At 67.9% G+C, this 13,379-nt stretch carries 14 protein-coding genes; 11 read left to right on the forward strand and 3 right to left on the reverse strand.

The features are described from left to right. The first annotated feature begins 37 nt into the window (after window positions 1–37). Window positions 38–718 (forward strand): 6-phosphogluconolactonase, encoded by a 681-nt coding sequence (gene pgl, locus JYG32_RS09715; RefSeq protein ID WP_174379693.1) that lies wholly within the window; start codon window positions 38–40, stop codon window positions 716–718. Beyond that, the gene (locus JYG32_RS09720; RefSeq protein WP_213263427.1) at window positions 696–2,624 is read left to right on the forward strand and encodes a bifunctional transcriptional regulator/glucokinase; all 1,929 of its coding nucleotides are present in this window, start codon (window positions 696–698) and stop codon (window positions 2,622–2,624) included. The genes pgl and JYG32_RS09720 overlap by 23 nt, the downstream gene beginning before the upstream one ends. Window positions 2,625–2,723: 99 nt before the next feature. Here the strand turns inward: JYG32_RS09720 and JYG32_RS09725 are convergent, their stop codons facing one another. Then, window positions 2,724–3,941, reverse strand: coding sequence for a Bcr/CflA family multidrug efflux MFS transporter (locus JYG32_RS09725; protein ID WP_174379691.1), 1,218 nt, complete (start codon window positions 3,939–3,941; stop codon window positions 2,724–2,726). A gap of 253 nt (window positions 3,942–4,194) precedes the next feature. Here JYG32_RS09725 and JYG32_RS09730 point away from each other — a divergent pair, with 253 nt between their 5' ends. The 4 genes from JYG32_RS09730 (at window position 4,195) to JYG32_RS09745 (ending at window position 7,899) form a co-directional block, all read left to right on the forward strand. Next, window positions 4,195–4,647, forward strand: a complete 453-nt coding sequence (locus tag JYG32_RS09730) for a hypothetical protein (protein ID WP_213263428.1) — start codon at window positions 4,195–4,197, stop codon at window positions 4,645–4,647. Between the two features lie 187 nt (window positions 4,648–4,834). Continuing rightward, window positions 4,835–6,118, forward strand: a complete 1,284-nt coding sequence (gene hemL / locus JYG32_RS09735; protein WP_174379689.1) for a glutamate-1-semialdehyde 2,1-aminomutase — start codon at window positions 4,835–4,837, stop codon at window positions 6,116–6,118. 15 nt (window positions 6,119–6,133) lie between these two features. After that, the gene (gene ribD, locus JYG32_RS09740; RefSeq protein ID WP_213263429.1) at window positions 6,134–7,255 is read left to right on the forward strand and encodes a bifunctional diaminohydroxyphosphoribosylaminopyrimidine deaminase/5-amino-6-(5-phosphoribosylamino)uracil reductase RibD; all 1,122 of its coding nucleotides are present in this window, start codon (window positions 6,134–6,136) and stop codon (window positions 7,253–7,255) included. Window positions 7,256–7,269: 14 nt separating this feature from the next. Further along, window positions 7,270–7,899 (forward strand): riboflavin synthase, encoded by a 630-nt coding sequence (locus tag JYG32_RS09745; RefSeq protein WP_213263430.1) that lies wholly within the window; start codon window positions 7,270–7,272, stop codon window positions 7,897–7,899. 11 nt (window positions 7,900–7,910) lie between these two features. On the opposite strand, the gene JYG32_RS38880 is transcribed toward JYG32_RS09745, so the two are convergent. After that, window positions 7,911–8,078, reverse strand: a complete 168-nt coding sequence (locus tag JYG32_RS38880) for a type II toxin-antitoxin system RelE/ParE family toxin (protein WP_249744527.1) — start codon at window positions 8,076–8,078, stop codon at window positions 7,911–7,913. A gap of 118 nt (window positions 8,079–8,196) precedes the next feature. Then, window positions 8,197–8,475 (reverse strand): antitoxin of toxin-antitoxin stability system, encoded by a 279-nt coding sequence (locus JYG32_RS09755; RefSeq protein ID WP_174379686.1) that lies wholly within the window; start codon window positions 8,473–8,475, stop codon window positions 8,197–8,199. A 661-nt stretch (window positions 8,476–9,136) separates the two neighbouring features. Here JYG32_RS09755 and JYG32_RS09760 point away from each other — a divergent pair. From JYG32_RS09760 to JYG32_RS09780, 5 genes are all read left to right on the forward strand, one after another. Further along, window positions 9,137–9,655: a DUF1993 domain-containing protein gene (locus JYG32_RS09760; protein WP_213263431.1), complete on the forward strand. Its 519-nt coding sequence runs from the start codon at window positions 9,137–9,139 to the stop codon at window positions 9,653–9,655. Window positions 9,656–9,855: 200 nt separating this feature from the next. Beyond that, entirely contained in the window at window positions 9,856–10,998 is a 1,143-nt protein-coding gene (ribBA, locus tag JYG32_RS09765; RefSeq protein ID WP_174379684.1) for a bifunctional 3,4-dihydroxy-2-butanone-4-phosphate synthase/GTP cyclohydrolase II, read from the forward strand. Between the two features lie 53 nt (window positions 10,999–11,051). Continuing rightward, window positions 11,052–11,576: a 6,7-dimethyl-8-ribityllumazine synthase gene (gene ribH, locus JYG32_RS09770; RefSeq protein ID WP_213263432.1), complete on the forward strand. Its 525-nt coding sequence runs from the start codon at window positions 11,052–11,054 to the stop codon at window positions 11,574–11,576. After that, the gene (gene nusB, locus JYG32_RS09775; RefSeq protein WP_050011615.1) at window positions 11,573–12,010 is read left to right on the forward strand and encodes a transcription antitermination factor NusB; all 438 of its coding nucleotides are present in this window, start codon (window positions 11,573–11,575) and stop codon (window positions 12,008–12,010) included. The genes ribH and nusB overlap by 4 nt, the downstream gene beginning before the upstream one ends. A gap of 68 nt (window positions 12,011–12,078) precedes the next feature. Then, window positions 12,079–13,275 (forward strand): pyridoxal phosphate-dependent aminotransferase, encoded by a 1,197-nt coding sequence (locus JYG32_RS09780; RefSeq protein WP_213263433.1) that lies wholly within the window; start codon window positions 12,079–12,081, stop codon window positions 13,273–13,275. Window positions 13,276–13,379 lie beyond the last annotated feature (104 nt).

Genomic DNA, 13,379 nt, shown 5'->3' on the forward strand with positions numbered 1-13,379 from the left:
CGTACGATTTGAACAGACAAAGCAGTCCGGAGGAGATGTGATCGAGATCCACGCTTTCGACACCCAGGAAGCGCAAAGCGAAGCGCTTGCGCGCGCCGTCGGCGATGCGCTGCGCGCCGCGCTTGCCGGCCCCGTGCGCCCGACGCTCGCGGTGTCCGGCGGCACGAGCCCGCGCCCGTTCCTGCAAACGCTGTCGCATGCGGCGCTCGACTGGGCCGGCGTCGACGTGACGCTGGTCGACGACCGCTGGGTGCCGGAGGACGACGCGGCCAGCAACGCGCACCTCGTGCGCGACACGCTGCTGCAGCACGCGGCGGCCCCTGCCCGCTTCCTGCCGCTCGTCGACACGCGCAGCGCGCTCGACGCGCACGTCGCCGCGCTGAACGCGAACGCCGATTACCGCGTGCCCACCGTCGCGGTGCTCGGCATGGGCGAGGACGGCCACACCGCGTCGATCTTCGCCGACGCGCCCGAATGGGACCACGCGATCTCGACGTCCGAGCGCTTTGTCGCCGTGCATCCGGGCGCCGCGCCGCATGCGCGCGTGAGCTTCTCGCTCGATGCGCTGAAGCGCGTCGACCGGCTGTTCCTGCTGATCGCGGGCCCCGCCAAGCGTGAGGTGCTCGACGCCGCGGCCGCGTCGCTGCAGAAGAACGCGATTTCCCAACTGGCCAACGACAAGGGGACCCAGCTCGATGTCTACTGGTGCGCAAAGTAAGGCGGCCGTCGCGGGCCAGCATGCCGACGGCCCGCGCCTGCTCGCGGACGTCGGCGGCACCAACGCGCGCTTCGCGCTGGAAACCGGTCCGGGCGAGATCACACAGATCCGCGTGTATCCCGGTGCCGATTATCCGACGATCACCGACGCGATCCGCAAGTACCTGAAGGACGTGAAGATCAGCCGCGTGAACCACGCGGCGATCGCGATCGCCAATCCGGTCGACGGTGACCAGGTCACGATGACCAACCACGACTGGAGCTTCTCGATCGAGGCGACGCGCCGTGCGCTCGGCTTCGACACGCTGCTCGTCGTCAACGACTTCACCGCGCTCGCGATGGCGCTGCCGGGCCTGACCGACGCGCAGCGCGTGCAGGTCGGCGGCGGCACGCGCCGCCAGAACAGCGTGATCGGGCTGCTCGGGCCCGGTACCGGGCTCGGCGTGTCGGGGCTGATTCCGGCCGACGACCGCTGGATCGCGCTCGGCAGCGAGGGCGGCCACGCGTCGTTCGCGCCGCAGGACGAGCGCGAGGATCTGGTGCTGCAGTACGCGCGCAAGAAGTTTCCGCACGTGTCGTTCGAGCGCGTGTGCGCGGGCCCCGGCATGGAGATCATCTATCGCGCGCTCGCCGCGCGCGACAAGAAGCGCGTGGCCGCGACCGTCGACACGGTGGAGATCGTCGAGCGCGCGCATGCGGGCGACGCACTCGCGCTCGAGACGGTCGAATGCTTCTGCGGAATTCTCGGCGCATTCGCGGGCAGCGTCGCGCTGACGCTCGGCGCGCTCGGCGGCGTGTACATCGGCGGCGGCGTCGCGCTGAAGCTCGGCGAACTGTTCACGCGCTCGTCGTTCCGCGCGCGCTTCGAGGCGAAGGGCCGCTTCACGCACTATCTCGAGAACATCCCGACCTACCTGATCACCGCAGAATACCCGGCGTTCCTCGGCGTGTCGGCGATTCTCGCGGAGCAACTGTCGAACCGCTCGGGCGGTGCGTCGTCGGCCGTGTTCGAACGGATCCGCCAGATGCGCGACGCGCTGACGCCGGCCGAGCGCCGCGTCGCCGATCTCGCGCTGAACCATCCGCGTTCGATCATCAACGATCCGATCGTCGACATCGCGCGCAAGGCCGACGTGAGCCAGCCTACCGTGATCCGCTTCTGCCGCTCGCTCGGCTGCCAGGGGCTGTCGGACTTCAAGCTGAAGCTCGCCACCGGCCTCACCGGCACGATCCCGATGAGCCACAGCCAGGTGCATCTCGGCGACACGGCCACCGACTTCGGCGCGAAGGTGCTCGACAACACGGTGTCGGCGATCCTGCAGTTGCGCGAGCACCTGAACTTCGAGCACGTCGAGAACGCGATCGAGATCCTGAACGGCGCGCGGCGCATCGAGTTCTACGGGCTCGGCAACTCGAACATCGTCGCGCAGGACGCGCACTACAAGTTCTTCCGCTTCGGGATTCCGACGATCGCATACGGCGACCTGTACATGCAGGCCGCGTCGGCCGCGCTGCTCGGCAAGGGCGACGTGATCGTCGCGGTGTCGAAGTCGGGGCGTGCGCCCGAGCTGCTGCGCGTGCTCGACGTCGCGATGCAGGCCGGCGCGAAGGTGATCGCGATCACGTCGAGCAACACGCCGCTCGCGAAGCGCGCGACCGTCGCGCTCGAGACCGACCACATCGAGATGCGCGAGTCGCAACTGTCGATGATCTCGCGGATCCTGCATCTGCTGATGATCGACATCCTCGCGGTCGGCGTCGCGATCCGCCGCGCGTCGACGAACGGCGAACTGCCCGAGGCCGTCGCGCAGGCAAAGGCGCGCGCAAGCGACGACGAAACGGCCGATGTGCTCGACTGGCTGAGCCACGGCGCGTCGCCGGCGGCGAAGGACGTCGCGCGGGACTGATGCACGGCGCGGCGTCGGCCGCTTCCTGCACGCCAAAGAACAACGCCACCGGCGCATCGCGCGCGGTGGCGTTGTTCATGGTGCCGCCCGGCTGCCGGTTCAGGCGCCTGCTTTCACCGGCCGCCCGTGCCAGCGCAGCACGAGGTAGCGGCCGGCGAAACACAGCACGCCCGTGACGCCGATCGTCACGCCCATCGCGAACGGCGTGCCGTCCGCGAGTGCGCCGATCGCGACGCTCGCCAGCGCGCCGAGCGCGAGCTGCATCGCGCCGAACACGGCGGCCGACGCGCCCGCGTTGTGCGGATAGCGATGCATGAGGTCGGTCGTGCAGTTCGCGGACAGGATCCCGACCACGCCGACGACGAAGAACAGGCACACGACGATCGACCACAGCCCGCCCCACCCGGTCAGCGCGACGAGCGCGACCGCGAGCGACGCGATGCAGCTCACGAGCGACGCGGCCGCGATGATGCGCAGCGAGCCGATGCGGCCGACGAGCCGCGTGTTCGCGAAGTTGCCGATCATGATCCCGACGACGTTCAGGCCGAACAGCAGCCCGTAGTGCTGCGGCGACACGTGGAAATACTCGATGTACACGAACGGCGTCGCGGTGATGTACGAGAACATCGACGCGAACGCCATCCCGCCGCACAGCATGTGCCCCCACGCAACGGGATCGGACAGGATGCGCCCGTACGACGCGAACGACGCGAGCACGGCCGTGCTCTTGCGCCGCTCCTTCGGCCAGGTTTCGGGCACGCGCAGGTACGCGGTCGCCGCGCACACCGCACCGAACACGGCCAGCACGACGAACACACCGCGCCAGCCCGAGAAGCGCAGGATCTGGCCGCCGATCAACGGCGCGAGCAGCGGCCCGACCGCGGTGACGATCGCGACCATCGACAGCACCTTCGCCGCGTCGCTCGGCTCGTGCGCGTCGCGCGCGATCGCACGGGCCAGCACCGACGCGGCGCCGGCGCCGAGCGCCTGCAGGAAGCGCACGACGATCAGCATGTCGATCGAGCCCGCGACGAAGCAGCCGATACTCGCGAGCGTGAACAGCGCGATGCCGCCGAGCAGCACGGGGCGGCGGCCCCACGTGTCGGACAGCGGGCCGTACAGCAGCATGCCGATCGAGAAGCCGGCCATGAAGCTCGTCAGCGTGCGCTGCGCGGCGCCGGGGCTGACGGAGAAGCCGTCGGCGATCGACGGCAGGCTCGGCAGGTACATGTCGGTGGCGATCGGCCCGCAGGCGGCGAGCGCGCCGAGCAACAGGATCAGCCGGGCATCGGGCCGGCGCCGGACGACGTGAGACATGGGTATCCGGATTGAAGCCCGCGCGCATCGGGGCGCGCGTGGCGGTGAAGACGGGGGCCGCGCCGCAGACGGCGCGCTCGGGCCCATGATTGTACGCGCAACTTTTTTGCGTGCTGCGGGCCGTGTGCGGGAGCGGGCCAGGAAACACCGGCGCGGCGCCCGTCGCGCGGGATCGCGGGATCGCGCGCGGATTCGATTAAGCTTGCTGCTGCTTGCTTCTCTTGTCTGACCAATTCGACGCACGACCGAACCGATGACCGCTTTCCTGCTGATCTGGAGCCCCAAGAAATGGCCATGGCCAGAACTGCCCGACGTCGCCGCGCGCGTGAAGGCCGGCGAAGCCGTGCATGACGTGTGGGGCTGCGGCTTCGCGCGCAGCATCCTGCCGGGCGACCGCGTGTTCCTGCACCGCGTCGCGAAAGAGCCCAAAGGTGTATTCGGCTCCGGCTACGTGACGCGCGCGCCGTACGAGGTGCCCGATCCGTCGACGAAGCGCGGTTACCGGCTGTGCATCGACTTCGTGTACGACTGGCTGGTCGACGCGCACCAGGACGTCGTGATCGCGCGCGACGCGCTGCGCGTCCACCCGTACTCGGTACAGACCTGGGATGCGCAGACGTCCGGCACGTCGATCAAGCCGATGGTCGAAGGCCCGCTCGAGAAACGCTGGGCCGAGCTGACCGGCAAGCGCAAGCCGCCGCTCTAACCGGATCGGTCGCCGGATCGAATGGAGCCCTCGTTTCCGGCCCCCGCCTGCGTCCCTGCGCGCCGAAAGGCCGCAGACCGGCCAGCGGGCCCGCCGCGCGCGTCTCCGGTACAATCAGACGATCGTTCCGCCCAGGCGCCGCGGCCCGTGCACAGGCCCCCGCGCCCTTCTCTCGCAGGTTTCGCTCATGTCCAATAATCAGATCCTCTTCGAACGCGCCCAGAAGACCATTCCCGGCGGCGTCAACTCGCCGGTGCGCGCATTCCGTTCGGTCGGCGGCACGCCGCGTTTCGTCGCGCGCGCGCAAGGCCCGTATTTCTGGGATGCCGACGGCAAGCAGTACATCGACTACATCGGCTCGTGGGGCCCGATGATCGTCGGCCACGTCCATCCGGAAGTGCTGACGGCCGTGCAAAACGTGCTGGCCGACGGCTTCTCGTTCGGCGCGCCGACCGAGGCCGAGATCGAGATCGCCGAGGAAATCTGCAAGCTCGTGCCGTCGATCGAGCAGGTGCGAATGGTGTCGAGCGGCACCGAGGCCACGATGAGCGCGCTGCGTCTTGCACGCGGCTTCACGGGCCGCAGCCGCATCGTCAAGTTCGAGGGCTGCTACCACGGCCACGCGGACAGCCTGCTCGTCAAGGCCGGCTCGGGCCTGCTGACGTTCGGCAACCCGACGTCGGCCGGCGTGCCCGCCGACATCGCGAAGCACACGACCGTCCTCGAATACAACAACGTCGCCGCGCTCGAGGAAGCATTCGGCGCGTTCGGCGACGAGATCGCCGCGGTGATCGTCGAGCCCGTCGCGGGCAACATGAACCTCGTGCGCGGCACGCCCGAATTCCTGAACGCGCTGCGCGCGCTGTGCACGAAGCACGGCGCCGTGCTGATCTTCGACGAGGTGATGTGCGGTTTCCGCGTCGCGCTCGGCGGCGCGCAAGCGTACTACGGGATCACGGCCGACCTCACCTGCCTCGGCAAGGTGATCGGCGGCGGGATGCCGGCCGCCGCGTTCGGCGGCCGCCGCGACATCATGGCCCATCTCGCACCGCTCGGCGGCGTCTACCAGGCCGGCACGCTGTCGGGCAACCCGATCGCGGTCGCCGCGGGCCTGAAGACGCTGCAATTGATCCAGGCGCCGGGCTTCTACGACGCGCTCACCGCGCAGACGAAGCGTCTCGCAGAAGGCCTCGCGGCCGAAGCGCGTGCAGTCGGCGTGCCGTTCGCGGCCGACTCGATCGGCGCGATGTTCGGCCTCTACTTCGCCGAGCGCGTGCCGACCAGCTTCGCGGAAGTCACGAAGAGCGACACCGAGCGCTTCAACCGCTTCTTCCACCTGATGCTCGACGAGGGCGTGTACTTCGCGCCGTCCGCGTACGAGGCCGGCTTCGTGTCGAGCACGCACGACGACGCGGTGATCGACGCGACGCTCGCGGCCGCGCGCCGCGCGTTCGCGGCACTCGCCGCCTGACCCGGGGCCGCGCGCATGTTCTCGGATATCGATTTCGCCCGCATGGAGCGCGCGCTCGCGCTCGCCGCGCGCGGGATGTATACGACGGCGCCGAACCCGCGCGTCGGCTGCGTGATCGTCAAGGACGGTGACGTGATCGGCGAAGGCTTCACGCAACCGGCCGGCCAGGACCACGCGGAAGTGCAGGCGCTGAAGGACGCGCGCTCGCGCGGCCACGACGTCGCGGGCTCGACCGTCTACGTGACGCTCGAGCCGTGCAGCCATTTCGGCCGCACGCCGCCGTGCGCGAACGCGCTGATCGAAGCGCGCGTCGCGAAGGTCGTCGCGGCGATGGAAGACCCGAACCCGCAGGTATCGGGGCGCGGCCTCGGCATGCTGCGCGACGCGGGCATCGACGTGCGCTGCGGGTTGCTCGCGCACGAAGCCGGCGAACTGAACATCGGCTTCGTGTCGCGGATGACGCGCGGCCGCCCGTGGGTGCGGATGAAGACCGCCGCGTCACTCGACGGCCGCACCGCGCTGCCGTCCGGCGAAAGCCAGTGGATCACCGGCGATGCCGCACGCCTCGACGGACACGCTTGGCGCGCGCGCGCCTGCGCGATCCTCACCGGCATCGGCACCGTGCGCGAGGACAACCCGCTGCTGACCGTGCGCGGCATCGACACGCCGCGCCAGCCGCAGCGCATCCTGGTCGACAGCCGCCTCGACCTGCCGCTCGACGCGCGGCTGCTCGAAGGCGCACCGCTGCTGATCTTCTGCGGCCGGCTCGACGCCGCCGGCGAATTGCGCGCGAACGTGCTGAAGGCGCGCGGCGCGGAAATCGTGCCGCTCGCGAATGCGCACGGCAAGGTCGACCTGCCCGCGATGCTGGCGGCGCTCGGTGCGCGCGGCGTCAACGAGCTGCACGTCGAGGCCGGCCACAAGCTGAACGGCTCGCTGCTGCGCGAACAGTGCGTCGACGAATTGCTCGTCTATCTCGCGCCGAGCCTGCTGGGCGCCGACGCGGCCGGCATGTTCGACCTCGCCGCGCCGGCGAATCTCGACGCACGCACGCGACTGTCGTTTCACGGTATCGAGCGGATCGGCGACGATCTGCGGATCCTGGCGCGATTCGCACCGTCCGACGCCACGCACTGAACGGGATCGTCACGATGTTTACCGGAATTGTCGCCGCCGTCGGCCGCATCGAATCGATCAGTCCGCTCGGCTCGTCGGCCGATGCGGGCGTCCGCCTGACCGTGCTGGCCGGCGGGCTCGACCTCGCCGACGTCGCGCTGGGCGACAGCATCGCGATCCAGGGCGCGTGCATGACGGTGATCGAAAAGACCGACACCGCGTTCGACGTCGACGTGTCGCGCGAAAGCCTGAACCGCACGGTCGGCCTCGGCCAACCCGGCGAAGTCAACATCGAGAAGGCGCTGCGCGCGCACGACCGCCTTGGCGGGCACATCGTGTCGGGCCACGTCGACGGCCTCGGCACCGTGTCGCGCTTCGCGCCGGTCGGCGAGTCGCACGAGCTGCGGATCGTCGCGCCGCGCGAGCTCGGCCGCTATCTCGCGTACAAGGGGTCGATCACGGTCAACGGCGTGAGCCTGACCGTCAACACGGTCGACGATCGCGCGGACGGCTGCGAATTCTCGATCAACCTGATTCCGCATACGGTCGAGGTCACGACGCTGCGCCACCTGAAGGCCGGCGACAAGGTCAATCTGGAAGTCGACATGATCGCGCGGTATGTCGAGCGGATGCTGTCGACGTCGTCTCCTTTGGGGCGCTCGTAGCAGCAGGTCATTCAAGCGTTATCACGTACCGGTGGCCACATCCTGGGCGTATGAACCAGTGCCAGTATCCATACGATGCTGCCCGAAATCTCGTACACGAGCCGGTAGTTTTCGTGCGGAATCAGTTCACGCGTCCCCGCGATGCGGCCTAAACGACCTGATTCGGGAAAGTCCGCCAACCGTTGCGCGGGGCGTCGAACAGTTCGTCCATGCGCGCCGCGGCGGCAAGACTATCGCTCGCGATGTATTCCCATATCAGTTCGCGATCCGCTTCAGCCTCCGGGGCCCAGACTACCCTCATGCCTTGCCCGCGGCGCCAGCTCGCCGTTTCGCAAATCGGGCCGCAACTTGATCGTTCGAGCTACCTTGCCCAGCCCGCACCGAGGCGCGGGCCGCCTCGACCTTCCTGCCAAGGAATTCGTCGTACTCGCGCGCTTCGCGCTGACGCTGGATAAATGCGCGCATCAGTTCGCGCATGAGTTGCGATGCCGGTCGATGTGCCGCCTCGGCCTCGGCCATGAACGCGTCACGCAATTCCGGCTCGAGCTTCATCGTGAAAACCGCCTCTTTCGCCATACATCCCTCCAACCAATCCCAATATACTAACGAAGTATATACACTTTCAGTATGTGCCAGCGCCGTTCATGTATGGTCCGTCCGCGGCTCCTGTCGCCTGGAAACCTGCGACGATATGACACCTACTACCACTGGTTGTGACCGTCCTCTTAGCCTAGCGTTTACCGGAGCGGTCCTTGGTCGCTTTACGCCCAATGAATGGGGGCGAATCATAACTTTCCGAAGGGGAACCGCGAGCAAGGTAAAGTCATGCCCCATCACTCACTGCGTTAGCTTATTGAAAGTCCGGGAGGGAGAAAAAATGGATCGATCCATTGATTTGCTCATTCACGAGCTTCATTGCTGCTGGCTTACTTGGTGAGTCGCCCGATCGGGCGATCCGCGTTCCAGCGCTTCGCTGTCTCGTCAATACGAGGCAACGCCCTGGCCCCATTTCCAATCATAGCCTGTCCCGTCAGCCGGTCGATTCCGATTGACCTGCCCCCATCGAAACGATTCCCGTCGCATCCGCTCGTCGACCCGCGGGCCCGATCCTCGACCGAATGGCCAACGACGCGCACGGGTCATGCCGTCGCGCTAAGATGCGTCGACAGCGGTTTCAACGCCGCAACGCACGACGCGCCGCGTACCGGCCGCCGTTCTTCCCACAGGAGTCGTTCCCATGTCCATCTCGATGTACCAGGCTTCGCTGCCCGTCCTGATCCGCGGCCTGACCAACCTGCAGCACATCCTCGGCAAGGTGCAGGCGCACGCGGCCGAGAAGCAGATCGACCCGTCGGTGTTCATTGGCGCGCGCCTCTACCCGGACATGCTGCCGCTCGTCCGCCAGGTCTACATCGCGACCGACACGGCCAAGGGCTGTGCGGCGCGGCTCGCCGGCACCGAGATCCCGAGCTACCCGGACGTCGAGCAGACGTTCGACGAACTGCACGCGCGCATCCAGAAGACGATCGACTACCTGACAAGCTTCGACGCCGCGCAGATCGACGGCAGCGAGGCGCGCCAGATCGTGCTGAAAATGCGCGTCGGCCCGATCGAGTTCACCGGCCAGTCATACCTGCTGAACTTCGTGCTGCCCAATTTCTTCTTCCACGTAACAACCGCGTACGACATCCTGCGCCACAGCGGCGTCGAGCTCGGCAAGCTCGACTACCTCGGCGGGCGCAACGAGCATGCATGACGCATGACGCACGGCCGGGCACGGCCCGGCCCGCAACCGCCCGCACCCGCGTGCAGGCAACGTTCGGCGGCCCGGGCCGGCCGGCCGCGCAGGCCGGCCGCACCGCCTTCCGGAGCGCTTGCCGGCCGCGCACAACCCGCGCCAGCCGAAACGCCGTCCGGCTGGCGTAAAATACGCACTTTCCTCTTTCTCGCCCCCTTATGACGCTCGCCTCCACGCTCGACATCATCGCCGAGCTGAAAGCCGGCCGGATGGTGATCCTGGTCGACGAAGAAGACCGCGAAAACGAAGGCGATCTCGTGATCGCCGCCGAATTCGTCACGCCGGAAGCGATCAACTTCATGGCCAAGTACGGCCGCGGCCTGGTTTGTCTGACGTTGACGCAGGAGCGCTGCAAGCAGTTGCACCTGCCGCTGATGACCTACCGCAACGGCACGCAGTACGGCACGGCGTTCACGGTCAGCATCGAAGCGGCCGAAGGCGTGACGACCGGCATCTCGGCCGCCGACCGTGCGCACACGATCGCCACGGCGGTCGCGCACGACGTGCGTCCCGAGCACATCGTGCAGCCGGGTCACGTGTTCCCGATCATGGCGCAGCCGGGCGGCGTGCTCGTGCGCGCGGGCCACACCGAGGCCGGCTGCGATTTCACCGCGCTCGCGGGCCTCACGCCGGCCGCGGTGATCTGCGAGATCATCAAGGACGACGGCACGATGGCGCGCCTGCCCGACCTGATCGAATTCGCAAAGGAACACGGTCTGAAGATCGGCACGATCGCCGACCTGATCCAGTACCGCAGCCGCACCGAATCGATCATCGAGCGGATCGCCGAGCGCACGATGCAGACCGCGCACGGCACGTTCCGCGCGGTGCTGTACCGCGACCAGCCGAGCGGTTCGCCGCACATCGCGCTGGTGCGCGGCACGCCGTCGCCCGACGTCGATACGCCGGTGCGCGTGCACGAACCGCTGTCGGTCCTCGATCTGCTCGAAACGGGCGTGTCGACGCACTCGTGGACGCTCGACGCCGCGATGCGCGACATCGCGGAACGCGACCTCGGCGTGATCGTGCTGCTCAACTGCGGCGACACGAAGGAACACCTGATCGACGTCTTCAAGGCGTTCGACGAGGAAGAAAAGGCCGCTGCGCTCAAGCGCCGGCCGGTCGATTTCAAGACGTTCGGCATCGGCGCGCAGATCCTGCGCGATGTCGGCGTCGGCAAGATGCAGGTGCTGTCGAATCCGCGCAAGCTGGGCAGCATGTCCGGCTACGGCCTCGAAGTCACGGGCTTCATTCCGATGCCCGGCGGCGAAGCCAAGTCCTGCCCGGCGTCCAACGCGTAACCCGCCACGACGCTTTCGCCCTATAACCGCTCATCCACACCACGGACAAGATCATGGAAATCGGACAATACCAACCGAATCTCGAAGGCGACGGCCTGCGTATCGGCATCGTGCAATCGCGCTTCAACGAACCCGTGTGCAACGGTCTCGCCGACGCGTGCGTCGAAGAACTGGAGCGCCTCGGCGTCACCGGTGAAGACGTGCTGCTCGTGTCGGTGCCCGGCGCGCTGGAAATCCCGCTCGCGCTGCAGAAGCTCGCGGAAAGCGGCCAGTTCGACGCGCTGATCGCGCTCGGCGCGGTGATCCGCGGCGAGACCTACCACTTCGAACTCGTGTCGAACGAGAGCGGCGCGGGCATCACCCGCATCGGCCTCGACTTCAACCTGCCGATCGCGAACGCGGTCCTGACGACCGAAAACGACGAGCAGGCCGTCGCGCGCATGACCGAAAAGGGTCGTGACGCCGCGCGCGTCGCCGTCGAGATGGCCAACCTGACGATGGCGCTCGACCAGCTCGGCGACGACGACGACGACGAGGACGAAGAAGAAGACGAAGACGACGAAGAGGAGCGCGCATGAAGAAGAGCGCCCGCCGACAATCGCGCGAGCTGGCGACGCAGGGCCTGTACCAGTGGCTGCTGTCGAACGCGCCCTCCGGCGAGATCGACGCGCAACTGCGCGGCGCGCTCGGTTACGACAAGGCTGACAAGGAGCTGCTCGAAGCCATCCTGCACGGCGTGATCCGCGAGCACGCGACGCTCGTCGAAGCGCTGACGCCGTCGCTGGACCGTCCGATCGACCAGTTGTCGCCGGTCGAACGCGCGGTGCTGCTGATCGCGACGTTCGAGCTCACGCACCACGTCGAAACGCCGTACCGCGTGATCATCAACGAAGCTGTCGAACTCGCGAAGACGTTCGGCGGCTCCGACGGCTACAAGTACGTGAACGGCGTGCTCGACAAGCTCGCCGCGAAGCTGCGCCCCGCTGAAACGCAGGCGCGCCGCAACGGCTGATACCGTTTGTCCACGGGCGCGCAAGCGCCCGTTTTTTATTCCCCCGCCCTCCTCGCCCCGCCCGACCGATGAATACCACCGCCGATTCGCTCGTCACGCTCGCCGCACGCGTCGACGCGATCCAGCCCTTCTACGTGATGGAACTGATGAAGGAGGCACAGCGGCTCGAGTCCTCCGGGCGCGATGTTATCCACATGGGCATCGGCGAACCGGATTTCACCGCGCCGGAGCCTGTCGTCGACGCGGCCGCGGCCGCGCTGCGCCGCGGCGTCACGCAGTACACGAGCGCGCTCGGCATTGCGCCGCTGCGCGAAGCAATCGCCGCGCACTACGCGCGCGCGTACGGCCTCACGATCAGCCCCGAACGGATCGTCGTGACGGCCGGCGCATCGGCCGCGCTGCTGCTCGCGTGCCTCGCGCTCGTCGGCCGCGACGACGAGGTGCTGATGCCCGACCCGTCGTATCCGTGCAACCGGCATTTCGTCGCGGCGGCCGAAGGCCGCGCGGTGCTCGTGCCGAGCGGCCCGGATGCGCGCTTCCAGCTCACCGAGGACGACGTCCGCTCGCGCTGGAGCGACCGCACGCGCGGCGTGCTGCTCGCATCGCCGTCGAACCCGACCGGCACGTCGCTCGAGCCGGACGAGCTGAAGCGGATCGTCGCAGCCGTACGCGCACGCGGCGGCTTCACGATCGTCGACGAGATCTACCAGGGGCTCAGCTACGACGCGGCGCCCGTGTCGGCGCTGTCGTTCGGCGACGATGTCGTCACCGTGAACAGCTTCTCGAAGTATTTCAGCATGACGGGCTGGCGGCTCGGCTGGCTCGTCGTGCCGCCCGCGCTGGTCGGAACGTTCGAGAAGCTTTCGCAGAACCTGTTCATCTGCCCGTCCGCACTCGCGCAGCACGCGGCGCTCGCGTGCTTCGAACCGGCCACGCTCGACATCTACGAAGCGCGCCGGCTCGAATTCAAACGCCGCCGCGATTTCATCGCACCGGCGCTCGAACGGCTCGGCTTCACGGTGCCGGTGATGCCGGACGGCGCGTTCTATGTCTATGCGCATTGCGGCGGCGTCGCCCACCCGGCGGCCGGCGACAGCGCCGCGCTCACGCAGGCGATGCTGCACGACGCTGGCGTCGTGCTGGTGCCCGGCATGGACTTCGGCGTCCATGCGCCGCGCGACTATATCCGTCTGTCCTATGCGACGGCCTACTCGCGGCTCGAAGAAGCGGTCGAACGGCTCGCGACACTGTTCGGGCAGCACTGACACCGCGGCCGGCACCCCGGCCGTTCCACACACCGCCAAAAAGAAAAGGCACCCGATCGGGTGCCTTTTGCATTTCCTGCCGGCCGGAACCGTGCGGTACGTTA

The sequence above is a fragment of the Burkholderia pyrrocinia genome, assembly GCF_018417535.1.
GTDB lineage: Bacteria > Pseudomonadota > Gammaproteobacteria > Burkholderiales > Burkholderiaceae > Burkholderia > Burkholderia pyrrocinia_E.